We start from the raw sequence: 26,711 nt of genomic DNA, 5'->3' as shown, positions 1-26,711 counted from the left end.
TAGGGCTCACTCTTAGGGCTGAGGTTTAGCGCAGAAATCGGCTCTTCTCGAGCCACTGCGCCGAACGATACTGGGTGATGGCAGGAGAGCCCACGTTGTGCCAAAACTGGGTGCGGTTGAATTGATATTCCGGTTGGTAGTCTGGCATGGCCGCCGCGAGCGGAAAGCGCTTTACCCCCAAACCCTGCTTTTTGGTGGCCTCTAAAATGTATTCTTTATTATCTTTTATCAGCACCACCCAAGCGTGACCGCCGCCTTGATAGCGCCCTAGGGCAACGCGCGCATCTTCACCCATGGCAATTAACCAATCGGCTAGCGCAATGGCGTGGTCTTCACAATCGCCGCGGGTAAAAACATGTGCCTGTTTGCTGGTTTGCCAAATTTCTTCGGCGCCATAGTTAAGGTTGTCGAGCATATAGGTTTTACGACGCGCCAAAACCGACAAGGGAATAAAAACATTGTCTGTTTCGAACGGGCTGTAACCCTCGAGGTAGGCGTTTACGAAGTGATGTTTTTTATCCACCCCCATAGCCGAGGCAGTGGCATTTTCTACACCGTAAAATTTATAGGTAAAAAAAGCCGAGCGTTTGTTATCTAAGCCCAGCAGCGTATGCAGCTGCGACTCACCAACGCGTTTGCCGCGCGCGATAATCTCTACCTCACCGGGCTTAGGCCCTTGCTGGGCTTCCTCCGCCGAGATTTTTTCCAGTGCTTCGCTAAGCAACAAGTCTTCGGCACTCAGGGCGCGATCCGTTAGCACCTGTTCTTCAGTTTTTTGTTTTAGCGATGCGAAAAACTGACTCAACAGCAACAGCACACCCACCCAAAATACCAGCTTGCCCATTAGCCTTTAAAGCCGAAGGTCACGATGAGTGCAACAAAAATCAAAATAGACGAGGCAAAAATGGCGACCGCGACATTGCCTTTTTTAAGTTCTTCTTCGAAGCTAATGGTTTTCATCAGCTTGTCATCAATTAACAACAGCGATTTCACACCCACAAAGAGCGCCACTAAGGTGTACACCAAATTCACCGTTAAGTTCATCAGTGTTGCCAATAAAAAATCCCACTCCATAACGCACCTTTTTAACATGATTTTTAAATGCAATTTTTTACCGTTTACGACACTTTCTGGCACTGGTTTATGTGTTCTATTGCATGAATAGCAACATCAACACTAAGGCCGACATTTCAATAATCTCTACGCTGGCACCTACCGTATCACCGGTTACACCCTCAATGCGCGCGAGCATCAAGCTACGCAGCGCCCATAGCAAGGCCGCCAATAGCAGCCAAAAAACAATGACGTACCAGGCCAGCAGGCTAAACAGCGCGGCGGATACCAACATCAGCAGCGCCGCGACCACCCCTAGGCATAGGCGCGGCTCGGCATTGTGCAGCATCGGCGAGGCTAAACCAATTGTTCGGGCATAGGGCGTGGTCAAAAACAATAGCGCGGGCACACAGCGGCCAATCACCGGCGCTATCATAACCGCCAACATGCCGTCGGAGCCGGCAAAACTCGCCAGCGCAGCAAATTTAACCAACAACACACACACCACTGCCATAATCGCCGCGCTGCCGGCGCGCGGATCTTTCATGATCTCGAGGGTGCGCGCCTTATCGCCTAAGCCGCCCAACCAGGCATCGGCGGAATCTGCTAGGCCATCGATGTGCAAACCACCGGTGATAAAAACCCACACCAAGAGCAACAGCGCTGCCGATAATAGCGGCATCGACGCGGGCAACAAAAACCACATCGCCGCTAACAGCAAGCCGAGAATTAAACCGATAAGCGGAAAGAAGGCCAGGGCGCGGCCGTGATCCCGGTCAGTCACTACCCTCAACTTCGGCGCGGGGATGCGCGTTAAAAACATCAGCGCCAGCCAAAAACTAGTTGTCATCGCCCACCCGACCATTGTGAAACAGCAGCTGCGGCCAATCCGGTTTACCCTCTGCATGGTGATATTGCACGCAAGACAAGCACCCGTGTGGCACGGCTAGATGCGAAAGCGGGCGCAGAGGCATGGCGAGTACATTGGCCAATATCATCCTAATAACGCCACCGTGGGTGACCAACACTAGGCGCTGGCCGCGATACTGCGCCAATAACTTCTGCCACGCCGCCGTCACGCGTGCTTGGAAAGCCAGCAGCGTCTCGCCCATGGGTGGGGTATAGCTAACCGGGTCGCGCCAAAATTGTTCCAATTCTCGGGGCATACGGTCTGCAACCGCAGATACCAACTGCCCTTCCCACTCGCCAAAATCTATCTCTAAAAAGCCTTGTTCGCCAATAAAGGCCAGAGATTGATCACTGGCAAAGGCCTCAGCAGCAAGCTGACAGCGCTGCGCCGGAGAACTTACAACTGCCGTCAGCGATTGCCCCGCTAATGAGTTCAACCGCCTTGCCATCAAGTGCCGGCCCACCTCTGTGGGTGCCGAATCGGTGTGACCGCGAAAGATTTGCCCGCCCTCGCATTGGCCGTGGCGCAGTAGGTAGACGCTGGTGGCGCTGTGCTCTAGGGTGGCCGTCATGCTTTGTCGGCAACACCGGCTTCAGCAAAGGTCGCCATGTTATTGTGCAAATCACAGGCTAAGCGCAGCAGTGGCACAGCCAGGGCGGCGCCACTGGCTTCGCCCAGCCTAAGCTGAAAATCTAACAAAGGTACTTTATTCAGCGCCTGTGCCGCGGCCTTATGGCCGGGTTCTGCAGAGGCGTGAGCCAGGATTAACCAAGCCTCCACACCTGGGTTCACCCGGCAAGCCAGCAGCGCTGCCGTGGTACAAATAAAACCATCAACTAACACCGGGATTCCCGCCTGTGCAGCCGCAATATAACTACCCACTAAAGCGGCAAGCTCGAAGCCACCGAGGCAACGCAAAATATCCAAGGGTAAAATAGCTTGCTGGTGACGCGCCAAAGCCCGTTCTATCACCTCGACTTTATGAGCCACACCTTTGGCATTCAAACCCGTGCCAGAGCCCACTAAATCGGTCACAGGTAAATGCAATAGCTTAACCAATAGCGCCGTGGTGGTGGTGGTATTGCCAATGCCCATTTCACCGGCAATGAACAATTCGCAGCCCGATTTTCTGGCTCGCGTGAGCGCTTCTTTACCCTGCATTAAGGCAGTTTGGAGTTGCTCCTCAGTCATCGCTGGCTGCTTGACGATATTGCCGCTTTGCGAGGCAATGGTTCGATCAAAGATGCTGGCGTGGCTGACCGACTCAAACACAGTACCTAAATTGACCACCGATAAATTTGCCCCGAGCGATTTCGCCAACACGGAAATGGCCGCGCCACCGCCAACAAAATTGGCAATCATTTGGCTAGTAACTGACTGAGGAAAGGCCGATACGCCTTCGGCGCAGACGCCTTGATCGGCGGCAAAAACGCAAATATCTACTTTCTGGACGTGCGGGTGCAATTTATGCTGCATGGCCGCCAACTCTACCGCGAGGGTTTCAAGTCGCCCCAAAGAGCCGGCCGGCTTGGTTAATTGCAGCTGCCATGCTGCAGCCTTATCTCTATGTTTATCACTCAGTAATTTTGGGGATTGCAAAAACCAACCTTGCATACAACATTCCTCAATCATTGCTTAGGTACATCCGTCGAATTCAATTCTTGCGCATCTAACTCGCCTTCACAGCGACCAAGGCTCGCCCTTCATCACTAAAGGCAAACCTGCTGCGGTAAAAATCACGCGATCGCACAAATCGGCTAACGCTTGGTGTAGGAAACCACTCTCATCGACAAACTGCCGACTCAAATTCCCCATAGGTACGATACCTAAGCCAACCTCATTACTCACCAGTACTAAATCTCCGCTAAAACGTTGTACAGCGTCGAGAAATAGCGCCTTTTGCTCCGTCCAACAACCTGCCGCCAAGCAATTGCTCAACCAGAGCGTCAGGCAGTCTATCAGCACAGGCGCGACCTTATCAGGTAATTCACTGAGGTGCTGGCCAAGGCACAAGGGTTCCTCTGACACCAGCCAATGCCGAGCCCGCTGCTGCCGATGCAGCTCAATACGCGTCAACATTTCCTCATCGCAGGCTGAGCGCTGAGCCGTTGCGATATAGTGGGCAGGAGCGGCGCCACATTTGTGCCTGACCCACGCCTCCGCTAATCGGCTTTTACCTGAACGTGCGCCACCTAAAATAAGCTGTTTCAATACTTTTCCCTTATGTACAGTTCCTGCACTCGCCAGTATCCCAATATCGCCCGCCCAAAATAAAGAATCAGAGCGAGCCAAGGTTCAGCTAAACTTAACAAACTATTGATTTACTTCAAAATAACATAAAAAGCATCAGAAACATCTAGTGCGCTAGCCTCCCCTATTGTATGTTGCGCGCCCGCGCGGACACCGAGTAGGGTTAACGGACATTAAGGAACACAACCAATGACTGAAAGTAGACAAGCCACCGCCTGTATTGGCTGGCGCGAGTGGGTGTCATTGCCCGAACTCGGGGTAAAAAGTTTGAAAGTTAAAGTGGATACAGGCGCGCGCACCTCGGCACTGCACACTTTCTCGCTCAACTATTTCAATAAAGACGGTGAGGAGTGGGTGCGTATTGGTTTACATCCGCGCCAAAAAAGCGATGAAGAATATTTTACCGACGCGAAAATCCTCGATAAGCGTATCGTGCGCGACTCGGGCGGCCACGAAGAGCTGAGACCAGTGATTGAAACCTTAATTACATTGGGTAAACACAGCTTTCGTGCGGAGCTTACATTGACCAGCCGCGACAACATGAAATTTAGAATGCTGCTCGGGCGAAAAGCACTCGAAGGGCGTTTTTTAGTAGACTCGAAAGGGTCCTACTTACAGTCCGTTAGGCCTGTTGCCTAACATCCCCATAGGAGATATTGCTCCATGAAAATTGCCATCCTTTCACGCAACGCAAAACTCTATTCAACCAACCGCCTCATCGAAGCCGCAAAAGCTCGCGGTCACGAGGTTGAAGTTATCGATGCATTGCGCTGCTACATGGCCATCAACCCCTCCGATCTCGATATGCACTATAAAGGCAAAGAGCTACTTGGCTTCGACGCCGTAATCCCGCGCATTGGTGCGTCAGTCACTTTCTATGGCACCGCGGTCTTGCGCCAATTTGAAATGATGGGTGTGTACCCGCTCAACGAATCCGTTGCTATTTCGCGTTCGCGCGACAAATTGCGCTCCATGCAATTATTGGCGCGGAAAAATATTGGCTTGCCAACCACGGGCTTCGCCAACCAAACCCGCTACATTCCCGATCTCATCGATATGGTCGGCGGCGCACCTTTGGTGATTAAGTTACTTGAAGGCACTCAAGGTATTGGTGTTGTACTGGCGGAAAACCGCAAAGCCGCCGAAAGCATTTTGGAGGCGTTCATGGGCCTGGGCGCCAACATCATGGTGCAAAAATTTGTTAAAGAAGCCGGCGGTGCCGACATCCGCTGCTTCGTCGTCGGCGATAAAGTGGTTGGAGCCATGAAGCGTCAAGGCAAAGAAGGCGAATTTCGCTCCAACCTGCACAGAGGTGGCACCGCCTCGCTGGCAAAAATTACCCCGCTAGAGCGCGAAACCGCGGTGCGGGCAGCAAAAACCATGGGTTTAAATGTTGCGGGCGTTGATTTGCTGCGCTCGTCCTCGGGCCCCGTGGTCATGGAAGTCAACTCCTCGCCCGGTTTAGAGGGTGTCGAACGGGCCACCGGTAAAGATATCGCGGGCGAAATTATTTTATGGCTGGAAAAAAACGCCAAGCAACACGCGTCAAAAACAAAAGGCAAGGGCTGAGACTATGGCGGGGCAAACAGGCAATAAAGATAAGCGGCAAAGTAGGTCCCGCCGCCCAGACTTTGAACTTCTGGGTGAAACAATTCCAGCCGGCCAACGCGCCAAGCTGGAGATGGACATCGGCAAGCTCTACACCAACACACCGCTCACCATCGGTGTTGAAGTGATCCACGGCAAGCATGAGGGCCCGGTATTATTAGTGACGGCCGCGATTCACGGCGACGAGCTCAATGGTATTGAAGTGTGTCGTCGGCTCAGCAAGTCGCCGGCACTGGACAAGTTAAAGGGCACCTTAATTTTGGTGCCGGTGGTAAACGCTTTCGGCTTTATTCAACAGATTCGCTATCTGCCCGATAGGCGAGACTTGAATCGCTGCTTCCCAGGCAGCGAAAAAGGCTCTTTGGGTTCTCGCATCGCCTATCTTTTGCGCACAGAACTTCTCACCCACTGTACCCATGTGGTCGACCTACACACGGGTGCGATTCACCGCTCTAATTTGCCGCAAATTCGCGGCAACCTAGAGAGTGAAGAAAATTTGGAATTGGCTCACGCGTTTGGCGCGCCGGTAGTCTTGCACTCATCTAACTTAGACGGCTCCTTTCGCGACGCCGCCGACAAACTCGGCAAGCCATTTATCCTTTATGAAGCGGGTCAAGCATTGCGCTTCGACGAAGCCTCAATCAATGGCGGCGTGAAAGGTGTCTTGGGCGTTATGACACACCTAGGTATGCTGGCGCGTAAGTCCGGTAAAAAGTCACTCGAGTCAATTGTGGCGCGATCAAGCCAATGGGTTAGAGCCAATCACGATGGCATGATGGTGGCCAATGTCGAACTTGGCGAGCGGGTTAAAAAAGATGACATATTGGCGTTGATTGTCGACCCCTACGGGAGCATGGAACTCGAAGTTCGGTCGCCGGCCAACGGCATCATTATTGGCAGAAATAATATTCCCGTAGTCAATGAAGGTGAAGCCCTATTTCATATCGCCAGATTCGATACGGTTCAAGATGCGGAGAAAACCGTCGAGCAGTTTCACGAAAACATGGAAGACTTAAGCGACCCCGACCTCCGTTTTACCGACCCCTGGGGAGAGCGCTATGACAGTTAGAGCGCTTCTATTTAACGCGCAAGGCGAGTTGGTTCAGCAGGGCCAGGAAGAACTCCTAGCCCACTACCACGACAGCGACCACTTTCTTTGGCTAGATATTTGTGGCGCAGAAAGCCAGCGCGAACTCAATGCGCTGGCCAAATTCGAACTCAACCCACTGGCGCATCGCGATGCCCAACGGCACCGGCACCCGCCGAAATATGAAGCCTTCGATGATCATGTGTTTCTATTGATGCACGAGCTGACAAAACTCGGAGACCAAGAAAACTTTTCGCGCCATCAACTGGCGATTTTTAGCAACAACTCACACATCATTACCCGGCACGATTTAGCTTCGGAAGCGGTGGATAAATATTGGCAGCAAATTACTACCGATAAAAAATTACCGCGCGGCGGCATGGGTCAGCTTTGCTATCAACTTTTACGCGGCATAGTAGATCGCTATCTGCCACTCATGTTCGAAGTTGAACAGCGCTTAAGCGAAATTGAAGACGAAATATTCAACGCCAGCACAGACGATTTATTAGGCGAGCTGATTAATTACGGCTCGCAGTTAAAAAAAGCGCGCCGATCTTTCGTTTATCAAAAAGAAGTGATCGAAGAAATCATGAACAGCCATGAACATCAACTCCTTGCTTTCGATGAACACGAACTTATTGACTTGTTCGAACATTTTGAACGCCTTGCCAGCCTAGCAAATTTATACCAGGAGCTCACCAACGATCTTATCAACGGCTTTATATCCATCAGCGCTCATAGAGCCAACCACATCATGAAACTCCTCACCATTGTGACGGCGATATTCCTTCCGCTAACCCTTGTGGCCGGCATATATGGCATGAATTTCCAGCACATGCCAGAGCTTAGCTGGCACTACAGCTACTTTTTCGTGCTTGGTTTTATGGTGAGTTTTACTATTTTCGGCATTGCCTTTGTTAAACGCAAAGGCTGGCTGTAATAATTAGCGGAGTTGGCAATTGAACTTTGACATAAACCTCATCAGCTTTGAAGGCTATACACTCACGCTATTCACCCTGTCTAAAATTATTGCGGTCATGATCGCTGGATATTTGATATCGCGTGGCACGCAGCGCTCGCTGTTGCGATTTGCAAAAGATAACCGCCGTATCGATCAACGTGCCGCTTATTCCGTTGGTCGCATACTGCATTACATCATCATTATCCTATCACTCATTATCTGCCTATCACTGGCCGGCTTTAACTTTACCAAGCTCGCTATTGTCGCCGGCGCACTGTCTGTAGGCATTGGTTTTGGCTTGCAAGGCATAGCCAATAACTTTATCTCCGGCGTTATCATGTTATTTGAGCGAAATATCAACGTTGGTGACGTTGTCGAGCTTCAGTCGGGGACTTTCGGCACCATCAAAGAGATCAATGTTCGTTCAACGCTCGTCAATACACCAGACAACATGGATGTTCTGGTGCCAAATTCTGAATTTCTATCAGGCCAAGTGACTAACTGGACTTTGCGGGAAGGTCTGGTTAGGTTTCGGATACCCTTCGGCGTTGCCTACGGTACAGACAAAGACAAAATGCGCGATATAGTCATTGCCGCCGCCAATGAGGTAGAAACAACCGTTAATATAGAGCCACGCTATCCAACGCGTGTTTTTATGACTGGCTTCGGCGATTCAAGCCTAGACTTTGTGCTTGTGGTTTGGGTGATACATGAAGCGGCACAAAAACCAACACGGACTAAGTCTGCATACTTTTGGGCCGTAGAATCAGCGTTAACCCAACACGGCTTCGAGATTCCTTTCCCGCAGCGTGACCTGCATGTCCGCTCTGACTCTAGAAGCCAACACAACGACCGAGATCTTGATTAATGATATTTAGATTAACTATCAAATGATAACTGCCACTAGCCAACTACTGAACTTAGGATCACAATATCTAACCGCCCCTCTTCCTGCCAAGTAGCAAGCTCGGTACTCGTTATCTTCGCTTCTCGATAGGTTGATAGTAATTCATCGTCAATCACAGCAGTTACACTGCAGTTTCTACCAGCCGCCTTGGCTTGATAGAGACAGTAATCAGCCAAGGCCAAGGTAAAGGTCCAATTATCGATATCGCTATGCTGAGACAAAGGATGGGGAACACAGCCAATAGAGGCCGAGATTCTCTGCGGCAAGCCCATTTTTTCACCGGCCATTGCGACGGCATTGCGCAATCGATCGGCGACACGAGAAAATTCACTAGGGTTGTTGTCTGGTGTCAACAAAAGAAACTCTTCACCGCCCCAGCGCAGCAACATGTCGCTCTCACGACATACCTTTTTCAAGTTGGCTGCTGTTTCCGTCAAAAGTTGATCGCCGACGCCATGGCCATATCGATCATTCACATGTTTAAACCAGTCCAAATCAATCAGAAAAAAACCCAAGACATTGTTTTTCTCATCTTGCGCGGCCTGCTGCCTTTGCCGTTTCATACGAGCCAACTGAAAACCAATCTGCTCGGTCATGAAGCGCCTATTATGTAAACCGGTTAAAGGATCAGTAATGCTCGCCACATGCAATTCTTTATTGACTCTTTCAAGCTCCGTATTCATGGTTTCAAGCTGAGCGGTACGGGCACGTATTTCTTGCGCTAAATAAACGCTTCGGGTGCGCAAGCTAAAGGTCCTGATTCTGAACACGCCATACAAGAAAGCTAAAACCAAGACGCCAATTAGAAGTTTAAACCAAAGGGTTTCGTAATAATCTGGCGCAACAGAAATTTTCGTGGTCGCTACCGGACCCCAGTTGCCAAATGTGTGCTTCGCCTGTACTTCAAAGGCAAAATTTCCCGGCGGCAAGTTGGTATAGTAAGCAATACGGCGATCATCCGCCTCCTGCCATTGATTATTATAAGGCGTCATTCGATAGCGATAGGCGATTTGTTGTGCGTTACGAAAATCTAGAACACTGTAGTGAATTTCCAAGTCTTTCATAAGTCGACTTTCGGACTTACCCACATCGAGCACTTTTCGTATTTTTGCCACCGGCACCTTAACCTCAGGCAAATTGGTGTCTATTCTGACCACGCCAGCCAAGGACGAAAACCAAGCGTAGCCCTCGCTGACTACCGCTCGGCCAGTGCCACCACCGTTACAACAACGCAATCGCGATCGACCCAGTTTTTCACCTTCGTCATAATACACAACCTGAAGCCTTGGATTATTTAACTCCAGTTGATTTACCTCGATTCGCTGCACGCCATCGCCATTTGAAATCCATAGCCAGCCCTCGTATTCGAACAGACCGAAAGCACCTTGAGTCGGCAGACCGCGACTCAATTCAACTGGCGTCCAAGCACCGCCTGTGGATTTGATAAAAATACCCCGCTGGTAGGTGGCAGCGAGAACACGACCATCTTGTAACTGCAACAGCGCAGGAACGAAATCTTGAGCAAGCGGCAACGCAGTCTCGAACCTTAATTCACCCGCAATCAATTCACCTGCGCGCCATGCCTTCAGCCCGTTTTCAGTGCCAACCCAAAGGATATTCTTGTCATCCTCTAATAACGAGCGCACAGAATGTCCTGCCAGTGCTTGGGTACCCGTTAATATTCCAACATGTGTACCATCCCAATGAAAAAGACCTCTTGTCGAACCAATTAAGATTTCGCCACTTTTCGTTTCCAGCAAACTGTTTACTTGCTTACCTTGCAACTCTACTATTTTTTGCCAAACACCTTGTTCTTGCACCGCCAAGCCTTCTCGAGTGCCAACCCAAAGTCGGCCACTACTGTCGCGCAACACGGCGTAACCGACGCCACCGGGAATCTTTTCAGCATCTACTATTTTTTTAAATTTATTGTCCTGGCCTAAAAATAGACCTCGATTAGAGCCCACCAATATGCCATTTTTGATGGGTACCAAACTCCAACTCGATTCACTAAGCCCGTCCTGTTTGGATATTTGCACGTAACTCGCACGCCAAAAATACCTAGCCCCATGGGCCTGCGAGCCCAACCAGAACGCTTGATTCTCATCGACGAAAATGGTCGTAATTAAAGTAAAATCACTCGCTTCTTCCGTTAACAGCTGTGCTTCAATCTGATCGCCACGCCAGGCAAAAACACCCTCTTCACTCACAAACCACAACACGTCGCCATGTGTTGTTAAGGCTAGCACCGGACTATTAGTCACCCGCTCTAAGCGTTTGCCATTACTTCGATATAAGCCCTGATGCGTCGCCACCCAAAGGCGCTGTTTAATAATCGCCATGTGCCGAACAACCAAAGGTTCCGCAGGCCAAGATATAAATTCGACAGCGTTTTTGCCCAGCTTCACAATCTCATTCTGGTCGTTAGCTAACCATACATTAGCGCCTGCAACTAAGGTGCGAACACCACCTGACCACTGATCGGATTGAACAAGCGCTGCACCATCGAAATACCAGAGATGACTTGCCGCAACCCATAACTTGCCCTTGTTATCGACCGACAAAGCGGTGACTTCGCCAATCTGCTCGCGCGTTGCCATCACTTCGAACGCACCATCGCGCCAGCGCACGAGATGTTTTAGCGTCGACACCCACAAGTCACCGTTATCGGTGGCTTGAATGAGTTTGATCCAATTGGAACCTAAGGCGGCAAACTCGTTTACTTGATAGATTTCGATATCTTGACCGTCAGACCGAGCCAAACCATTTTGGGTACCTATCCACATACGCCCATCAGCGCCGCGCGCCATACTGGTTACCGTTACTTGCGGTAAGCCAGCTTCAACACTCCAAGTAGCGTATTGGTAGTGCCTGAGAGGGTCTGGCTGAGCAAAAGCTATAGAAGGATAAGTACTAAAAAATAGACAAAAGAGAAGTGAAAAAAAGGTGGCTAATCGCACTTTCCACCTAGAAAGCGCGCTGTGCAGGGCATTCATAGGAGAGCCTTGGCAATTTACTACTAAAAAAAGTAGCAGACAGCTAGGCTAGCCTCAAGGTCAATGCATAAATTACCTTATCATTTAACCGCGATAAGACAGGTAATCTGCCCCACTACCGCGTCATTAACGCCAACGCTGGAGCGAGCAGAGCTGCCCTGAACCGAGCTGGGTAAGGATCGTCTAGAGCGTCAGGCGATAAAACAAGCTCAGTGCCGACTGAAGGAAAGATAAAGGCGAAAGCAAGCACAGTTAGAATCATTAGCCGCGAATGATTTTAATTACTATCCAGCAGTTATACGTCAAGTGGACAAAAGACGCAGGTAGGCCCAGTTGTCAATGCCGTTATATTTTTAGCATCACGTCCAAGCTCACAACGTTTAACATCACACTAAAAATAATGAACCTAGGCCTAAGAAAGCAAAGAAGCCGATGACATCGGTTACTGTGGTAAGAATAACGGCGCCGGATAGCGCTGGATCAATTTTAAATTTGTCGAGCACCAGTGGAATAATCACCCCACTCATAGCGGCAAAAATTAAATTGACCAGTATTGCGGCGCCAATAACGAAACCAATGGCCGGCTGACGAAACCACAAACCCGCCATAATGCCGATCACCAACGACCAGACGATGCCATTAAGTAGGCCTACTAATATTTCCTTTCGAAACATAATTCTGGCGTTGGACGAAGATAAATTACCCAGCGCTAGACCGCGAATGGCGAGTGTTAAGGTTTGACTGCCGGCAATACCGCCCATACTGGCAACGATAGGCATCAATATCGCCAGCGCCACCACTTGTTCAAGCGTTGCTTCAAATAAACCAATGGTCCACGACGCGAGTAGCGCGGTACACAGGTTAATGCCCAACCACACAGCGCGACGCTTAGCCGAGCGTTTTACCGGCGCAAATATATCCTCATCTTCGGATAAACCCGCCTGTTGCAGCAGTTGATTTTCGGCTTCGGTTTGCACCCAACCCAAAATATCTTGCGAGGTAATTCGCCCGAGCAAATGATCTGCTTCATCGACCACCGGCATCATCGCGTGATGGTTTTGATAACTCAGGTCGGCAATTTCGCCCATGTGCATATCGGCGCGCACAGCCGGATCGTCTTCCATTTTCAGATCTTTGATCTGCTGCTGCGGATGGGCGTTGAATAGGTCCGTTAGTTGCACAGAACCCGCATACAAGCCTTCCTCATTGACCAAGCAGAGAAGGTCGGTATGCGAGGGAAACTCCCATTGACGCAACAGGCGCATCACCTGCTGAGAGGTGAGCCCCTCGCTGATGCTAATAAAATCCGAATCAATGTTGCGACCCACTTGATCGTCTTCAAAGCGCATCGCCGTATTAACAGCTGTCTGCTCTTTTAAACTCATCAATTTCAAGCGGCGGGAGTAAAGCTTAGGTGGGATGAGTTCGTTAAGCTCTACCAGTTCCTGCGGCGAAAGGCGCGCCGCCATGGAGCGCAAATCTGACTCCTCCATGTCGTTAATGAGATGGCGACGCGCATCATCGTGCATTTCGAAGAGAACATCACCGCGCTCTTCGGCGGAGATGAGGGCCCACACTTTTAACCGAGGCTCGCCAGGTAAAGACTCGAGCAACAGCGCGACGTCTTCACTTGGCAGTTCTAGAATCGCCGCCTGCGTGGCCTCACTGAGCACCGGATTTTCCTCCGCGAGCTCGCTTAGGATCGGATCGATCAAGGGCTCGTGACTGAGGATTTCGGTAGCTTCCAAAGGGTTCTCCTGCTGCTTTGTAGAGAAATTAGATCTATTAAATATCACTTGGCGAGGCTAGCCCAGCGTAGCCAATCTAGCGCTGGGAAAACGGCAAGCAGCTAATTAAAACTGCTTGCAACAGCACTCATCAATAACACTAGGCTTTTAAGCGCTTATATTTCATGCGCTGTGGCGTTGCATTTGCGCCTTTACGTTTGACAAAGTCTTCGTGGTACTCAGTATAGTTGCCCTCGAAGAACACCACATCGGATTCGCCCTCATAGGCCAATATATGTGTGGCGATGCGATCGAGGAACCAACGATCATGGGAAATAACTAACACGCAACCAGGAAAGGCCAATACCGCATCTTCCAGCGCGCGCAAGGTTTCCACATCCAAGTCATTGGACGGTTCATCGAGTAACAAAACGTTAGCGCCTTGCTTCAACGTATTGGCCAAATGCAAACGACCACGCTCACCACCCGATAATTCGCCCACGCGCTTTTGCTGATCGGTGCCTTTAAAATTAAAGCGCCCCACATAAGAGCGCGAACTCACTTCGTAGTTACCAATTTTAAGCAAGTCTTGGCCACCGGAAATGGCCTGCCACACGGTATCGGAATCTTTTAAACTCTGTCGACTCTGTTCGACGAAAGCCAGTTTAACACTTTCACCAATGGCGATACTGCCACTATCGGGTTTTTCGTCACCGGCAATCATGCGAAACAGGGTCGACTTACCGGCACCGTTACCACCGATGATGCCAACCACAGCACCCTTCGGAATATTGAAACTTAAATTATCTATCAGTACGCGATCGCCATAGGCTTTGGTCACGCCGTTGAACTCTATGACCTTGTCGCCCAAGCGCTCGCCTGGCGGAATGTAAATTTCATTGGTCTCGTTGCGCTTTTGGAACTCTTGGCTTTGCATTTCTTCAAAGCGTGTCACTCGCGCCTTACTTTTCGCCTGCCGGCCTTTCGGATTTTGTCTAACCCATTCTAATTCCGACTTCATGGCTTTTTGATGCGCGGCTTCGGTGCGTTGCTCTTGGGCAATACGCGCATCTTTTTGCTCTAGCCAAGATGAATAGTTACCTTCGTAGGGAATGCCATGGCCCCGATCCAGTTCCAAAATCCAGCCAGCGGCATTGTCGAGGAAATAGCGATCGTGGGTGATAGCCACTACTGTGCCTTCGAACTCGCACAAAAAGCGCTCCAGCCAATGCACCGACTCGGCATCCAAATGGTTGGTGGGCTCATCGAGCAGCAGCATGTCTGGGCGCGACAACAACAGGCGACACAAAGCGACGCGACGTTTTTCACCACCGGATAGTTTGCTGACATCGGCGTCCCAAGGCGGCAAGCGCAGAGCATCGGCGGCCACCTCCAAGGTGTGATCTAGGTTGTGGGCGTCCCAGGCTTGAATAATATCTTCGTACTGGCCCTGCTTTTTGGCTAGGGCATCGAAGTCGGCATCGGGCTCGGCGTAGGCGGCGTACACGTCTTCCAGGCCCTTTAGGGCGTCAACGGCTTCGCGCATGCCGTCTTCAACGTTACCGCGCACGTCTTTCGACTCATCCAGCTGCGGCTCCTGCTCTAAATAACCAACCTTAATACCCGGCATGGGCCGGGCTTCGCCATTAAAGTCTTGATCGACACCGGCCATGATGCGCAATAGCGTGGATTTACCCGAGCCATTCAAGCCCAACACGCCAATTTTGGCGCCGGGGAAAAAGGATAGGGAGATATCTTTGAGAATTTCGCGCTTCGGGGGCACGATCTTGCCCAAACGATTCATGGTAAAAACGTATTGCGCCATAGCTGGCCTTCCTTAAGTATCAGGGTTAATGGCGCGCACGTTACCGCAAACGCCGCGCGCTTTTCAATCACCGCATCAGTATTTGGCTCATTGCCCTTACAGCCTATACTATGAAGTGGACATTATAAGGAGATTCTCTGTGCAGCCATCGCTAGAAGCGGCTTTTTACCAATCTCGGCAGCCCCAATGCTTACTCGACCAAAAGCTCGCTCTAACGCATGCCAACCAGAGCTATTGCGCGCTCACCGGGCTGGATGAAGTACACCTCAAGGGCAAGGGTTGTCCGCTGTTAAACGAGGCAATTCAGGGTGCGGCAATGCTCAACTCGATCAACGATGCCATTAAGCGCAAAGGTTGGTGGGAGGGCGAGTTGCAGTACCAACAGCCGGGTAAAAGCTTCCAGGCGGCGGTTCAAATAAAGCAGCTACAGACCACCCGCGGGCCGAGCCTTCTCGTGAGTTTCAGCGATATTAGCGAGCGCAAGCTGGCCGACGTCAAACTACACCGAATGGCCTACTTCGATTTACACACCCAACTGCCCAATCAGGCCTTACTCAACGATCGCCTCGGCCAGGCGCAACTGCGTGCCAAGCGCTCGCAACATATTGTGGCGCTGATTCTGTTCGAGCCGGATCAAGCAGAATCTCTGCGCGAGCAACTGGGCGTGCAGGCCTACGAGCAAATCGTGCTCGATGTTGCCAACCGCATGCGCAATCTGTTTCGCGCCCAAGACACCTTGGCGAGCCTAGGACAGGGACGCTTTGCCCTGCTCATGCCAGACTTAAAGGATAAAGCCGCGGCCATTACAGCGTTCACACAAGTCACGGAGAAATTACAACTGGAGCTAGGCAAAGCCATGCCGAACTTGCAGCGCGGCATCAGTATCGCAACAGGCGCCGCACTTTATCCGCTCGACGCCGACTCACCCGCGCTACACACAAAACAAGCCGAAACCGTATTGTTACAAGCAAAGAAGAAAGGCAGAGGCCAAAGCTTGCTGTTTACCCCGGCCCTGCAACAAGCGGCTACCTCAAGACAAAAGATTGCCAAGGAATTACAACTAGCCGTACAGGATGGGCAATTCGTTTTGCACTACCAGCCACTTTTATGCAGCGAGACGGGCGCAATTATCAGCGCCGAGGCGCTAATTCGCTGGCAGCACCCAAGCCAGGGCCTGTTATTGCCCGGCTTATTTCTCGACGCTGCCGAGGCGACGGGCACCATGCGTCCCATAGGTAATTGGGTATTGCGCGAATCGGTAAAGCAGTTTCTGCGCTGGCAAAGTCAGGGGGCAAGCTTAAAATGTGTCAATGTCAATTTGTCCGCTCGGCAATTTCAAGAACACTATTTGATTGCACTGGTGCGAGATATTTTACAAGAATCGAAACTTACCCCTAGCCAACTTCACCTAGAAATTACGGAAGCTGCACTGCAAACCGACGACGCGCTAACGCGTTTAAATGCACTACACAAACTAGGGGTTAAATTAACCCTCGATGATTTTGGCTCAGGCTTAACCTGCCTCTACCAATTACAAGATTTACCCTTTGACCAAATTAAAATTGATCGCCGCTTTGCGAAAAAACTGCCCGACGAAAAAGCCACTAAACAATTGAAAGGTTTAACCAGCTACCTGCATAGTTTGGGCGTGGAAGTAGTGATGACGGGAATTGAGAATCCGCTGCAATTGGAAGTGGCACAGCAGCTAGACTGTCAAGCGGTACAGGGCTACCTGCTTAGAGAGCCAGCCTCGCCCGAGGATCTAGCGCTGACCTAGGCAAGCATTAGTCCTTTTTATGCCCTTCGGCCGAACGGCTCTGCTGCTTGCATTGATTGGATATCTGTTGCGCGTCAACTTCCGGTAGCGACTTTTTAGCGCACTGAGATGCGACAGCAATAGTGGTTTCAAAATGTTTAAGATAACGACGGCAGCGCAAACACATATACAAATGCAGCTTAAAACTCAGGCGCTGCGATAGAGTCATATTGCCCTCTCTATACTCGCTCGACTGCTCGACAATTTTTTTACAGGTTAACATTTGCCGGTTTCCTGATAGTGGTCAATCACAGACAAAAGGCTGACTCGCGCCCGGTGCAACAAAACACGCACATTAGAGTTAGACAGCTCCAGCATGTTACAAATGACCTCTAGCGGCTCCTGCTCCACATCGCGCAACAGGAATACTGCGCGCTGCGATTCTGGCAATAGGGCGAGATTTTTTTCGATACACTGTTTCAATTGCTGTTCTTCTAAGATCCGATCAGGTGATTCCATATGCCAACTCGACGGGCCGCTTGCCCAATGACCGTCGCTTTGAAAGCGGTCCTCGGAGAGATAGTCGCCCACCACGCCACCCACGTCTTCAACGGTAATCTCCCGCCCCTCTTTGCGTAACTTGCCTTTGGCCGCGTTACTGACAATGGTATACATCCAAGTTTTCAGGGTTGAGCGACCTTCAAATTTTGGCAGCGCCCGAAATATCGACACCCACGCCTCCTGCACCGCTTCCTCGGCCTGCGCATTGCGCACTATTGCGCGCGCAACTACCAGCAATTGTGGATGATATTGCTGCACCAACTGGGTAAACGCGCCGTGATCTTGGGCGCGCAATAACGTTAAATCAGGTTCCATTGCCATTCTTAAACCTCTGCGCTCAAGCCATTGAGCCGAGCGCATTTAACCATAAATACACCCACCCCTGTAACAGCGGCAGGCCACGTACATCCATAGACCTAAGCTAATACGCAATGGCTTGCAAAAAATTCACATTTTTATAAATTTTTGGGGATTTGCTGGTGCTTTCATCATTTTATCGATACTACTTGCAGTTAGGCCGAACTTTTATCCACTTAGATGGCATTCCTGCACTGGCTATTCGGCTCTACCTAGTGCCGGTGTTTTGGATGGCCGGCACCAGTAAGCTCAATAACTTTGACAGCACCGTGGCCTGGTTCGGCAATGCTGATTGGGGCTTAGGGCTGCCCTTGCCTTGGTTGATGGCGGCGCTAGCAAGCGCGACCGAAGCGCTGGGTGCGATATTACTACTGCTGGGCTTTGGCACCCGTTTAATCAGCATACCGCTCGCGATCACCATGCTGGTGGCGGCGTTTACCGTGCATTGGCAAAACGGCTGGCAGGCCATTGCCGATGCTAGCGCACCCTTTGCCAACGCCTCGGTACATACCGCATCGGAAAAACTTGAGCGCGCGCGCGAAATTTTACAAACCCACGGCAATTATGAGTGGCTAACGGAAAGCGGCAACTTTGTGATATTAAATAATGGTATCGAGTTTTCTATCACTTATCTTATTTTGTGCTTAGCGTTACTGGTCATGGGCGGCGGCCGCTACGTCAGCCTCGATCACTATGTCGGCCTCAAACACTCTGTCAACTGCAACCACTAGAGCGCCAACTGGGTAAACAAGAAAAAACGGCCGGTATTTGATGAAAACCCTATTCGATATTGTCTAGGTGAACTGCTACTAACATTTGACAGCCATCAGTGGTTCAGCAAATCCAGTTGCATCACCACATCGCAACGGGAGTAATCTGGATGGCACTTGGCTGGTAGCGTAATGAAGCCATAGCGTTGGTAAAGCCCAATGGCACGGGTCAAGGTCGAGCTCGTTAGCAAATCTAAGGCCTGTGCATCGACAGCTTTTGCCTGCGCGATAGCCGCCTCCATTAGCAGGTGGCTTAAGCCCCGCCCTTGATAGGCTGGTGTGACAGCCATTTTCGCCAGTTCAAAATGTTGCCCGTCGCCCTTTAGCAGCGCGCAACAACCCACCACCTCATCACCCGAGGTGAGGGTTAACACATAACCACCCTGCTCAATAATCCAGGCCGGACGCTCCAGCATTTTACGATCTGACGCCTCGATGCTAAAAAAGCGCTCAATCCACGCGTACTTCAAGGCCGAGAAGGCGGCCAAGTGATGGCGATTGTTGACATGTACCGGCATAGCGAGACCCTTCTAGCTAAGATTTATGTTGCAATGCCGGCCATTAAGGCCGAAAACGTGACAATCACCCCTATTCACCCACACAACTAGCCACTTTATTCGCCAGCCAGCTATAGTTTAAGCAAGCTCACCCTGACTTGCGACCAGCGGGGTGCCACGGAACCTTAGAAATCACAGTTCAGAGTGCATGACGAAGCAAATGATCGGCCAACAAGACAGCCAAATACTGGCACAGCGCGTCGCTTTCCTCGAAGCCCAACTCGAAGCGCGAGAAAATGCCATTGAGGTACAGAAAGCCCTGTTTGAAATTGCTGATTTATCCTTTAAGTCCACCTCGCTAGACGCACTTTACGCCAGCGCTCATCAGGTCACGTCAAGACTGATGTATGCGGCAAACTTCTATATATCGCTGGAAAACACCAAACGCGGCACGATTCAGTTCCCTTACTACGTTGATACCATGGACCCAGCCCAGCCAGGCGAGGTCATCGAGGTGCCATTCAGTGAACTCGACAGCAGTTTAAGCGCCTATTTGATCAAGCACGACACCACGGTATTTTTACAAGGTGAGCAAGCCTTCGAACAGCTCATTCGCCAGCACCGCTTAGCGTTAGTGGGTGTCATGCCCCAATGCCTTATTGGTGTTCCACTGAAACGCACCACCGGTCAAAGAGGCGCCATTGTTGTACAGAGTTACCAGCGAGAAAACCAATTTACCGAAAGTGATAAAGAAATACTCAGTTTTCTTGCTCAACACATTGCCACCGCGATGGATAGATTTGAGCGCCGCGAACAACTCGAACGGCAAGTTGAAGAGAGAACAAAAACACTAAAAAAAAGAAACATTGAACTCAAAAAAACACTATCCACTAAAGATGCCGACCGAAAACTACAGGCTGCTCTCTACTCAATTTCACAACTCTCCCATACGGAAAGTGAGGTAGATAATCTATACCCAAAAATTCACAAAATTTTATCCCAATTATTCTATGCGCGTAATTTTTATGTCGCCATTCTCAATGAAGACGGCGACAGCATAACCTTTCCCTACTTTGCCGATCATAAAGACATTACAACCCGATCGCGCAAACTAAGTAATGGTGCCACTGAATACATTCTCCATACCAGAGCGCCACAACTAATCAATAAAGCGCGCTTAGAAAAACTTATTGCAAATGGTGAACTAGAAATAGCAGGCTCCAGACCATTTAGCTGGATTGGCGCACCTATTGTAATAGGTGAAACCGCCTATGGCGTTATTGCCGCGCAAAGTTACGATGAGACTAGGGAGTTCAACGAACATGATTTAGAGCTTCTGAGCTTTGTTGCCGATCAACTTGCCGAAGCAATTAAAAGACAGAAAGATTCCGATGCATTGCTACTGGCAAACATAACCCTTGAGGCAAGAGTCAACCAACGCACGTGGGAACTATCAGAAATTAACAATAAACTCGAGGGCGAGGTAGAAGAGCGAAAACGAGCGGAAGAACTCCAAAAGACCTTATTCACCATCGATGAACTGACCCAAACCACTAGTGATTTACACCTGCTTTATCGCGAAATTCACCAGCTGGTAGCGCGCTTTATTCACGCAAAAAATTTCTTTGTCGCCGAGTACAATAAATTATCTAACAAACTTTACTTTCCCTATTACGCCGATGACGACGACCAGCTCTGCGACTTTACCGAAACCACGGAGGATGACACCATACCGCATATGCCCTTTAAGCATATCGAAAAAACCCTTACAGCCTACGTCATTAGAACCGGTGAAGCTCTCTTGGCAACCCGCGAGGTAAGGCATGAACTAGAAGCAAAAGGCGAAATTGGTTTAGTCGGTAAAGAGCCCGAAGTTTGGATGGGCGTACCCTTAATTTACGACGAGCATGTGGCTGGCGTAATCGTCGTACAGACATACGACAAGACCGATAGATTCGGACAAAAAGAACTAGATCTACTGCAATTCGTTTCGTCCCACGTCACCACGGCACTTCAAAAAAAGTTTTATCGAGAATCTCTAGAGGCGCGCGTCGAAGAGCGAACCCTAGAACTTGCAGATCTTAACAAAAGCCTTCAGGATGAGATAAAAGAACGGCAGCGCGCGGAGCACTTACAAACCGCATTATTCAGAATTGCAGATATATCAGCTAGCACCTCTGATATGTCAAATTTTTACAAGCATATACATGACGCCATTGGCCAGCTTATGTATGCAAAATATTTCTTTATCGCGCTACCCGATATCCATGACCCAGACATTTTAACCTTCCCTTACTATATCGACATCTCCGACAAAGACCCTGCACCAAGGCCGATGGGCAACCACCTTACCGAGCATGTCATGAAGAGCGGTCAGCCGTTATTGTTAAACCCTTCGAATGTTGAGGAAATTACATCTCGCATTAATATTAAGGGTCAGATGCCAGTCTCTTGGCTCGGTGTACCATTGCAACTGGACAATGAAGTTCTAGGCGCACTAGTTGTGCAAACCTACGATACTGCCTTTGTATTAGGTAAAAATGAAGAAGAATTATTGACTTACGTTTCACACCATGTAGCCACTGCGCTCGATCGAAAACGCGCGCGGGATCAGCTCGAACAACGGGTAGATCAACGCACCCAAGAGCTACGTCAAGCCAACATTTCCCTAGAAAGGCAAATCGAGATTCGTCGAGAGATTGAGAAAAAACTCGAATTCGATGCTTTCCACGATGTGCTAACAAAACTCCCAAACCGCATGCTATTTATGGATCGTCTTGCCCAACTCATTGGCAAAGGCAACCGAGAAGACAAGTTTCAATTCGCGGTTCTATTTTTAGATTTAGATAGATTTAAAGTAATTAATGACAGCCTAGGCCATCTAGCAGGCGACAAGTTGTTACAGCAAGTTGGCGTTAGACTCACTAAACTTGTTCGCCCACAAGATACTGTCGCCAGGCTCGGAGGCGACGAGTTTTGTTTATTGCTGGATGATGTACAGGGTTTGAATTTCGCCGAACTCGTAGCCAAACGTATTTGTGAAGATCTTACCAAACCATTTGTAGTGCTAGGCAATGAAGTTTTCACTTCAACAAGTATTGGCGTCGCCTATAGTGCACTCGGATATGAAAGAGCAGAAGACATGCTAAGGGATGCCGATGCAGCCATGTATCAGGCGAAATTACTCGGTAAAAGACAGTATGCCGTATTCGATCAAAGTATGCATACCAAAGCAATGAATACGCTCAAGCTTGAAACAGAGTTGCGTAACGCCATTAACAATAACGAGATAGATGTATTTTATCAGCCAATTATGCGGCTAGGCACAACAGAACTCGACGGGTTTGAAGCCCTTGCACGCTGGCAGCACCCGAACCAAGGTCTAATTCCTCCCAGTGATTTTATTCCGCTGGCAGAAGAGAGTGGCTTGATCATTGATTTAGATATTGCGATGTGCCTCAAAGCTTGCATCCAAGTATCGCAATGGCACAAAAAATATCAATGCTCCGTATCTATCAGCGTAAACCTTTCTAGCAAACACTTTTCACGCAGCGACTTGGTAGACCGCATCAAAAATGTACTGCAAATTTCAGGCATAGACCCCGCACTCTTAAAACTTGAGATAACAGAGAGTGCGCTAATGGAAAATGTGATTGCCGCTCAAAAGATCCTTGGCGATCTTAAGCAGCTTGGTGTTTTCCTTGCCATGGATGACTTTGGCACAGGCTATTCATCACTGAGCTATTTACACAGGTTTCCGTTAGACGTATTGAAAGTTGACCGCTGTTTTATTGATGAAGTCGACGTGAAAAATGAAAATCGCGCAATTGTTACCACCATCGTTACCCTTGCCGATGCACTCGGCATGACCTCCGTCGCCGAGGGCATTGAAACACAGGCGCAACTCGCGGTCATCACCGAACTGGGTTGCGACCTCGGTCAAGGCTACCTATTCGCTCGGCCCATGAACCATCAAGATGCGGAAAATTATATTGCCGAAATTAGCCCAACAGCCTAAGCAGCGCGATCACATATAACGCCAATCGCGAACAATTTTAGTTTTTATAACCAAACCAAGAGTCGCACTAAGAAAGACACAACAATAAGCTGGGCCCTCGCTGCAAATGCATTCAAGCGCGTCTATGCTGACACATCTGCTTACTTTTATGCTTGAAAGCAATGCAAGCCCCACAAATGGATTGGAAGCCAGTGGTTTATCAATAATGAACGCCCCAATACCCCATATTGATAGCAAGCGGTCGCTAGCCGAAGCTTGCGCTCTTTTCGTTATGAGCGGTGCTTCAAGCCTGATAGTAGAAGGTGCCCAACCGATAGAACTCAGCCTAAATCAGCTTAAAACATGGCTCGAGCATCCCACGCACTCCCTTTCTACAACGCTAGAAAATCTATTCTTAGCAGACATAGAGCCCGCTGCAGCTAGCACTACACCAGTCAATGAATGCCCTACTCACACCTTGCAGGTGCTTCTACACGACTTGGCGCAAACAAGCACCGATGCAATCTATATTAAAGACACCAACGGCCAATACCTCTTCGCCAACGAGGCCTATGCCTGCGCCATTGGACACCCCCTAAAAAACATCATCGGCGCGACGGATTTATCGCTAAGTACACCGGCACTCGCACAAAAGTCGATGCAAATTGATAAACAAATCCTAAGCACTGAAACAATTAAAACCTTCGAAGAAAATATTGCCAACCAAATTGGCGTTTCAACCTACCTAACCACAAAAGGCCCAGTGCGCGCCAACGGCACAGTGCTTGGGACTTATGGCGTCTTGCGAGACTTTGGCAAATTACATCAAGCTCAACAAGAAAGAGACCAACACGAAAGTGAGTTGGAGGCAATTTTGCAATCCTTGCCCGATCTGTTCTTTCGCTTGGGGGCAGACGGAACCATTCTTGATTATCGCGCCCAAACCGAAACGGAACTGTACCGACCGGCAAAGGAATTCCTTGGTAAACGCATGCAGGATGTGCTGCCGCAAGATTTAGGTGAATTGTTTCTGGAAAAGCTCGATGAGCAACGAGCAACGAAAGGGCTTGTTTGCTACGAATACGAATTAGAGCTACCAACTGGAACCACGCGCTTCGAAGCTAGGCTACGCAACATCAACGGATTCGATGAATTTATCATACTGATTCGAAATATTACGACTTCTCACAACGAGAAAAAAGCCCTCAATCACGTTAAGCAACAGCTGGCAATGGCTCTGGATGCCGCTAAAGAAGGTGTGTGGGACTGGGATTTGGAGTCGGGAAAATGGACCGCCAACGGGCAATTTTTTACCATGCTAGGTTACCCCCCAGAGCCAGATCCACAACCTATTAAACGATGGAACGAAAAAATACACCCAGATGACGTAGCCCGACGAAATCAAGCTTACAGCGCCATTATGCGAGGCGAAACAGAAACCTTCGATGTCGAATTTAGAGCGAGAAATAATGCCAATCAATACCAATGGTTAAGAGCCAAAGGAAAAGTGGCAGAGTATTGCGTGAATAATAAAGCTCGACGAATAGTCGGTACCCATGAAGATATTACTCAGCAAAAAATACTCGAGGAAAAATTAAAGTTAGCGGCCACGGTTTTTAACAATACCGCTGAAGGGGTTATCATAGCGGACCCCAAAGGGTACATCATTGAGGTCAATCAAGGCTTTGAAGATGTAACCGGTTTTAAGCGTGAAGACGTTATCGGCAAGCACACAAGACTGCTTAATTCGGGTCGCCAAGCCCCTGCTTTTTACAGAGCCATGTGGAAGGAACTCACGATCAATGGCAGCTGGAAAGGCGAGATTTGGAACAAGAGAAAAGATGGATCTTTGGTGCCAGAATGGCTGAATATTAGCGCTGTTAAAGACGTCAACAATACCACCAGCCACTTTGTCGCGGTTTTCTCCGACATTTCTGTATTAAAGCGCTCGGAGGAAAAGCTCGATCACATGGCGCACCACGACACCTTAACCGGTTTACCCAACAGGTTAATGTTGCAAGCGCGAATGGGACGAGCGCTGGTGCATGCACATAGGAACAAGCACGCGATTGCTTTACTCTTCTTAGATATCGATCGATTCAAAAACATTAACGATAGCATGGGGCACCACATAGGTGATTCACTCTTAAAACAAGTCGCTGCTCGGTTGAAAACCTGCGTACGAAACGAAGATACCGTTGCACGTCTTGGCGGCGATGAATTTGTGGTGCTACTAGAAAACCTGATCGACCCTAGCGCTCCAGCTCAAGTGGCCGAAAAAATCCTACATGAAATTCGCAAGCCCTTCGAGTTGCAAAGCAAAGATTTTTACACAACCACCAGCATCGGCATTAGCGTCTATCCAACCGATGGCACCAGCCCCTCAGAGCTGTTACGAAACGCTGATACAGCCATGTATCAGGTCAAACACAAAGGCCGAGACAGCTTTACCTTTTATACCCAGCGCTTTACCGATGCAGCGCGTAAAAAAGCAGAAATGGAATCCGAATTGCACAAGGCAATCGCGCACAATGAAATGCAGCTCTGGTATCAACCCCAATTCAATCTTTCCACAGAAGAAATTATTGGCATGGAGGCATTAATTCGTTGGATTCATCCATCCAAAGGCATGATTGCTCCCGATTTATTCATTCCGTTAGCAGAAGAGAGCGGCTTGATCGTAAAAATTGGCGAGTGGGTTATCAATCAGTCCTGTGCTCAGATTCGTCACTGGCTCAACAACAACATTAGCGTTCCGCGAATTGGCATTAATATCTCTGGTGCCGAATTGCGCCAAGGTGAACTCGTCAACACCTTAGCGAAGGCGCTTAACTTACATGCGATCCCCGGCAAATATTTAGAAGTTGAGATTACCGAAAACTTCATGATGGAAGACATGGAAAAAGCCGTAAAAATCATCAATGAGCTAAAGAGCATGGGTATAGAGGTTGCTATCGACGACTTCGGTACAGGTTATTCATCGCTGTCCTACTTGAAAGCCCTGCCCATCAGGCGCCTAAAAATAGATAAGTCTTTCGTTGCCGACATCCCCAACAGCACCCACGACGTTGCTATAACAAAAGCCATTATCGCCATGGCCCACAGCCTGGGCCTTGAAGTTATTGCCGAAGGCGTCGAGACTCGGGAACAACAAAATTTCCTGCACGACAATGCCTGTAATTTCGGCCAAGGCTATCTCTTTTGCCGACCATCAACGGCCGAAAATATTGAGTGCTGGCTATCAAAAGAAGAATAGATCTAAGGAACCTCTGAATAACTCTGGTGCCGCTCTGGCTTCCAGCAAATTTCGTGGGCTAGGCGGGGCTTCGAAGGCATACCGGGGTCTGTCGAGAAGTCGCAAGCGGATGGCCGCCCCCAACTCACACGGAATTTGCTGGAAGCCCCGTAGCGCGCGGCCTTTAGCGGCCATCCGCTGCGTTGAGCTTCTT

The 26,711-nt window shown here is 49.5% G+C and carries 21 protein-coding genes; 9 read left to right on the top strand and 12 right to left on the bottom strand.

Going from position 1 to position 26,711, the window contains the following annotated elements; genetic code table 11:
* Window positions 1-25: 25 nt before the first annotated feature.
* The 6 genes from QWY82_RS05455 to cobU form a co-directional block, all read right to left on the bottom strand.
* The gene (locus QWY82_RS05455) at window positions 26-844 is read right to left on the bottom strand and encodes a transglutaminase-like domain-containing protein (RefSeq protein ID WP_290260534.1); all 819 of its coding nucleotides are present in this window, start codon (window positions 842-844) and stop codon (window positions 26-28) included.
* Complete coding sequence (locus tag QWY82_RS05450; protein WP_290260533.1) at window positions 844-1,074, bottom strand: DUF350 domain-containing protein; 231 nt, start codon at window positions 1,072-1,074, stop codon at window positions 844-846. The genes QWY82_RS05455 and QWY82_RS05450 overlap by 1 nt, the downstream gene beginning before the upstream one ends.
* 76 nt (window positions 1,075-1,150) lie before the next feature.
* Complete coding sequence (gene cobS / locus QWY82_RS05445) at window positions 1,151-1,903, bottom strand: adenosylcobinamide-GDP ribazoletransferase (RefSeq protein ID WP_290260532.1); 753 nt, start codon at window positions 1,901-1,903, stop codon at window positions 1,151-1,153.
* On the bottom strand, window positions 1,893-2,534 hold the full coding sequence (locus QWY82_RS05440) for a histidine phosphatase family protein (protein WP_290260531.1): 642 nt from the start codon (window positions 2,532-2,534) through the stop codon (window positions 1,893-1,895). Before QWY82_RS05440 ends, cobS begins: the two co-directional genes overlap by 11 nt.
* Window positions 2,531-3,577 (bottom strand): nicotinate-nucleotide--dimethylbenzimidazole phosphoribosyltransferase, encoded by a 1,047-nt coding sequence (gene cobT, locus QWY82_RS05435; protein ID WP_290260530.1) that lies wholly within the window; start codon window positions 3,575-3,577, stop codon window positions 2,531-2,533. Before cobT ends, QWY82_RS05440 begins: the two co-directional genes overlap by 4 nt.
* Window positions 3,578-3,643: 66 nt before the next feature.
* Window positions 3,644-4,174, bottom strand: a complete 531-nt coding sequence (cobU, locus tag QWY82_RS05430) for a bifunctional adenosylcobinamide kinase/adenosylcobinamide-phosphate guanylyltransferase (RefSeq protein WP_290260529.1) — start codon at window positions 4,172-4,174, stop codon at window positions 3,644-3,646.
* 228 nt (window positions 4,175-4,402) lie between these two features.
* Between cobU and QWY82_RS05425 the strand changes: the two genes are divergently transcribed.
* Genes QWY82_RS05425 through QWY82_RS05405 form a run of 5 tightly spaced genes read left to right on the top strand, consistent with a single transcriptional unit; the run spans window position 4,403 to window position 8,737 of the window.
* The gene (locus QWY82_RS05425; RefSeq protein ID WP_290260528.1) at window positions 4,403-4,852 is read left to right on the top strand and encodes an ATP-dependent zinc protease family protein; all 450 of its coding nucleotides are present in this window, start codon (window positions 4,403-4,405) and stop codon (window positions 4,850-4,852) included.
* Between the two features lie 24 nt (window positions 4,853-4,876).
* Window positions 4,877-5,782, top strand: coding sequence for a 30S ribosomal protein S6--L-glutamate ligase (rimK, locus tag QWY82_RS05420; RefSeq protein WP_290260527.1), 906 nt, complete (start codon window positions 4,877-4,879; stop codon window positions 5,780-5,782).
* A gap of 4 nt (window positions 5,783-5,786) precedes the next feature.
* Window positions 5,787-6,890 (top strand): succinylglutamate desuccinylase/aspartoacylase family protein, encoded by a 1,104-nt coding sequence (locus QWY82_RS05415; RefSeq protein WP_290260526.1) that lies wholly within the window; start codon window positions 5,787-5,789, stop codon window positions 6,888-6,890.
* On the top strand, window positions 6,880-7,848 hold the full coding sequence (gene corA / locus QWY82_RS05410; RefSeq protein ID WP_290260525.1) for a magnesium/cobalt transporter CorA: 969 nt from the start codon (window positions 6,880-6,882) through the stop codon (window positions 7,846-7,848). The genes QWY82_RS05415 and corA overlap by 11 nt, the downstream gene beginning before the upstream one ends.
* A gap of 19 nt (window positions 7,849-7,867) precedes the next feature.
* Complete coding sequence (locus QWY82_RS05405) at window positions 7,868-8,737, top strand: mechanosensitive ion channel family protein (RefSeq protein ID WP_290260524.1); 870 nt, start codon at window positions 7,868-7,870, stop codon at window positions 8,735-8,737.
* 35 nt (window positions 8,738-8,772) lie between these two features.
* Here QWY82_RS05405 and QWY82_RS05400 read toward each other — a convergent pair whose 3' ends face one another.
* The 3 genes from QWY82_RS05400 to ettA form a co-directional block, all read right to left on the bottom strand.
* On the bottom strand, window positions 8,773-11,772 hold the full coding sequence (locus QWY82_RS05400) for a ligand-binding sensor domain-containing diguanylate cyclase (protein ID WP_290260523.1): 3,000 nt from the start codon (window positions 11,770-11,772) through the stop codon (window positions 8,773-8,775).
* A gap of 386 nt (window positions 11,773-12,158) precedes the next feature.
* Window positions 12,159-13,520 (bottom strand): magnesium transporter, encoded by a 1,362-nt coding sequence (mgtE, locus tag QWY82_RS05395; RefSeq protein WP_290260522.1) that lies wholly within the window; start codon window positions 13,518-13,520, stop codon window positions 12,159-12,161.
* 139 nt (window positions 13,521-13,659) lie between these two features.
* On the bottom strand, window positions 13,660-15,324 hold the full coding sequence (ettA, locus tag QWY82_RS05390; protein ID WP_290260521.1) for an energy-dependent translational throttle protein EttA: 1,665 nt from the start codon (window positions 15,322-15,324) through the stop codon (window positions 13,660-13,662).
* A gap of 139 nt (window positions 15,325-15,463) precedes the next feature.
* Here ettA and QWY82_RS05385 point away from each other — a divergent pair, with 139 nt between their 5' ends.
* Window positions 15,464-17,101, top strand: coding sequence for a sensor domain-containing protein (locus QWY82_RS05385; RefSeq protein ID WP_290260520.1), 1,638 nt, complete (start codon window positions 15,464-15,466; stop codon window positions 17,099-17,101).
* Window positions 17,102-17,108: 7 nt separating this feature from the next.
* Here the strand turns inward: QWY82_RS05385 and QWY82_RS05380 are convergent, their stop codons facing one another.
* The gene (locus QWY82_RS05380; protein WP_290260519.1) at window positions 17,109-17,363 is read right to left on the bottom strand and encodes a hypothetical protein; all 255 of its coding nucleotides are present in this window, start codon (window positions 17,361-17,363) and stop codon (window positions 17,109-17,111) included.
* Window positions 17,357-17,956, bottom strand: a complete 600-nt coding sequence (locus QWY82_RS05375) for an RNA polymerase sigma factor (protein WP_290260518.1) — start codon at window positions 17,954-17,956, stop codon at window positions 17,357-17,359. The genes QWY82_RS05380 and QWY82_RS05375 overlap by 7 nt, the downstream gene beginning before the upstream one ends.
* Window positions 17,957-18,120: 164 nt before the next feature.
* Here QWY82_RS05375 and QWY82_RS05370 point away from each other — a divergent pair, with 164 nt between their 5' ends.
* The gene (locus QWY82_RS05370) at window positions 18,121-18,729 is read left to right on the top strand and encodes an HvfX family Cu-binding RiPP maturation protein (protein WP_353958677.1); all 609 of its coding nucleotides are present in this window, start codon (window positions 18,121-18,123) and stop codon (window positions 18,727-18,729) included.
* 95 nt (window positions 18,730-18,824) lie between these two features.
* Here QWY82_RS05370 and QWY82_RS05365 read toward each other — a convergent pair whose 3' ends face one another.
* Window positions 18,825-19,286: a GNAT family N-acetyltransferase gene (locus tag QWY82_RS05365; protein ID WP_290260516.1), complete on the bottom strand. Its 462-nt coding sequence runs from the start codon at window positions 19,284-19,286 to the stop codon at window positions 18,825-18,827.
* A gap of 187 nt (window positions 19,287-19,473) precedes the next feature.
* Between QWY82_RS05365 and QWY82_RS05360 the strand changes: the two genes are divergently transcribed.
* Together QWY82_RS05360 and QWY82_RS05355 are read left to right on the top strand one after the other, a co-directional pair.
* On the top strand, window positions 19,474-23,283 hold the full coding sequence (locus QWY82_RS05360) for an EAL domain-containing protein (protein WP_290260515.1): 3,810 nt from the start codon (window positions 19,474-19,476) through the stop codon (window positions 23,281-23,283).
* A 205-nt stretch (window positions 23,284-23,488) separates the two neighbouring features.
* Window positions 23,489-26,518, top strand: a complete 3,030-nt coding sequence (locus tag QWY82_RS05355) for an EAL domain-containing protein (protein WP_290260514.1) — start codon at window positions 23,489-23,491, stop codon at window positions 26,516-26,518.
* Window positions 26,519-26,711 lie beyond the last annotated feature (193 nt).

The organism is Simiduia curdlanivorans, from assembly GCF_030409605.1.
Lineage (GTDB): Bacteria > Pseudomonadota > Gammaproteobacteria > Pseudomonadales > Cellvibrionaceae > Simiduia > Simiduia curdlanivorans.
Note: the sequence above shows the minus strand (reverse complement) of the source record. Positions and strands in the feature narration are given on the sequence as shown.

What these genes read in the sequence shown, in the direction of transcription:
- cobS (WP_290260532.1), bottom strand. Translation starts at nt 1,903, where the DNA reads ATGACAACTAGTTTTTGGCTGGCGCTGATGTTTTTAACGCGCATCCCC.
- corA (WP_290260525.1), top strand. Translation starts at nt 6,880, where the DNA reads ATGACAGTTAGAGCGCTTCTATTTAACGCGCAAGGCGAGTTGGTTCAG.
- QWY82_RS05360 (WP_290260515.1), top strand. Translation starts at nt 19,474, where the DNA reads ATGACGAAGCAAATGATCGGCCAACAAGACAGCCAAATACTGGCACAG.
- QWY82_RS05425 (WP_290260528.1), top strand. Translation starts at nt 4,403, where the DNA reads ATGACTGAAAGTAGACAAGCCACCGCCTGTATTGGCTGGCGCGAGTGG.
- QWY82_RS05355 (WP_290260514.1), top strand. Translation starts at nt 23,489, where the DNA reads ATGAACGCCCCAATACCCCATATTGATAGCAAGCGGTCGCTAGCCGAA.
- QWY82_RS05455 (WP_290260534.1), bottom strand. Translation starts at nt 844, where the DNA reads ATGGGCAAGCTGGTATTTTGGGTGGGTGTGCTGTTGCTGTTGAGTCAG.
- QWY82_RS05365 (WP_290260516.1), bottom strand. Translation starts at nt 19,286, where the DNA reads ATGCCGGTACATGTCAACAATCGCCATCACTTGGCCGCCTTCTCGGCC.
- QWY82_RS05400 (WP_290260523.1), bottom strand. Translation starts at nt 11,772, where the DNA reads ATGAATGCCCTGCACAGCGCGCTTTCTAGGTGGAAAGTGCGATTAGCC.
- QWY82_RS05415 (WP_290260526.1), top strand. Translation starts at nt 5,787, where the DNA reads ATGGCGGGGCAAACAGGCAATAAAGATAAGCGGCAAAGTAGGTCCCGC.
- rimK (WP_290260527.1), top strand. Translation starts at nt 4,877, where the DNA reads ATGAAAATTGCCATCCTTTCACGCAACGCAAAACTCTATTCAACCAAC.
- ettA (WP_290260521.1), bottom strand. Translation starts at nt 15,324, where the DNA reads ATGGCGCAATACGTTTTTACCATGAATCGTTTGGGCAAGATCGTGCCC.
- QWY82_RS05450 (WP_290260533.1), bottom strand. Translation starts at nt 1,074, where the DNA reads ATGGAGTGGGATTTTTTATTGGCAACACTGATGAACTTAACGGTGAAT.
- cobT (WP_290260530.1), bottom strand. Translation starts at nt 3,577, where the DNA reads ATGCAAGGTTGGTTTTTGCAATCCCCAAAATTACTGAGTGATAAACAT.
- QWY82_RS05380 (WP_290260519.1), bottom strand. Translation starts at nt 17,363, where the DNA reads ATGTTAACCTGTAAAAAAATTGTCGAGCAGTCGAGCGAGTATAGAGAG.
- QWY82_RS05440 (WP_290260531.1), bottom strand. Translation starts at nt 2,534, where the DNA reads ATGACGGCCACCCTAGAGCACAGCGCCACCAGCGTCTACCTACTGCGC.
- QWY82_RS05375 (WP_290260518.1), bottom strand. Translation starts at nt 17,956, where the DNA reads ATGGAACCTGATTTAACGTTATTGCGCGCCCAAGATCACGGCGCGTTT.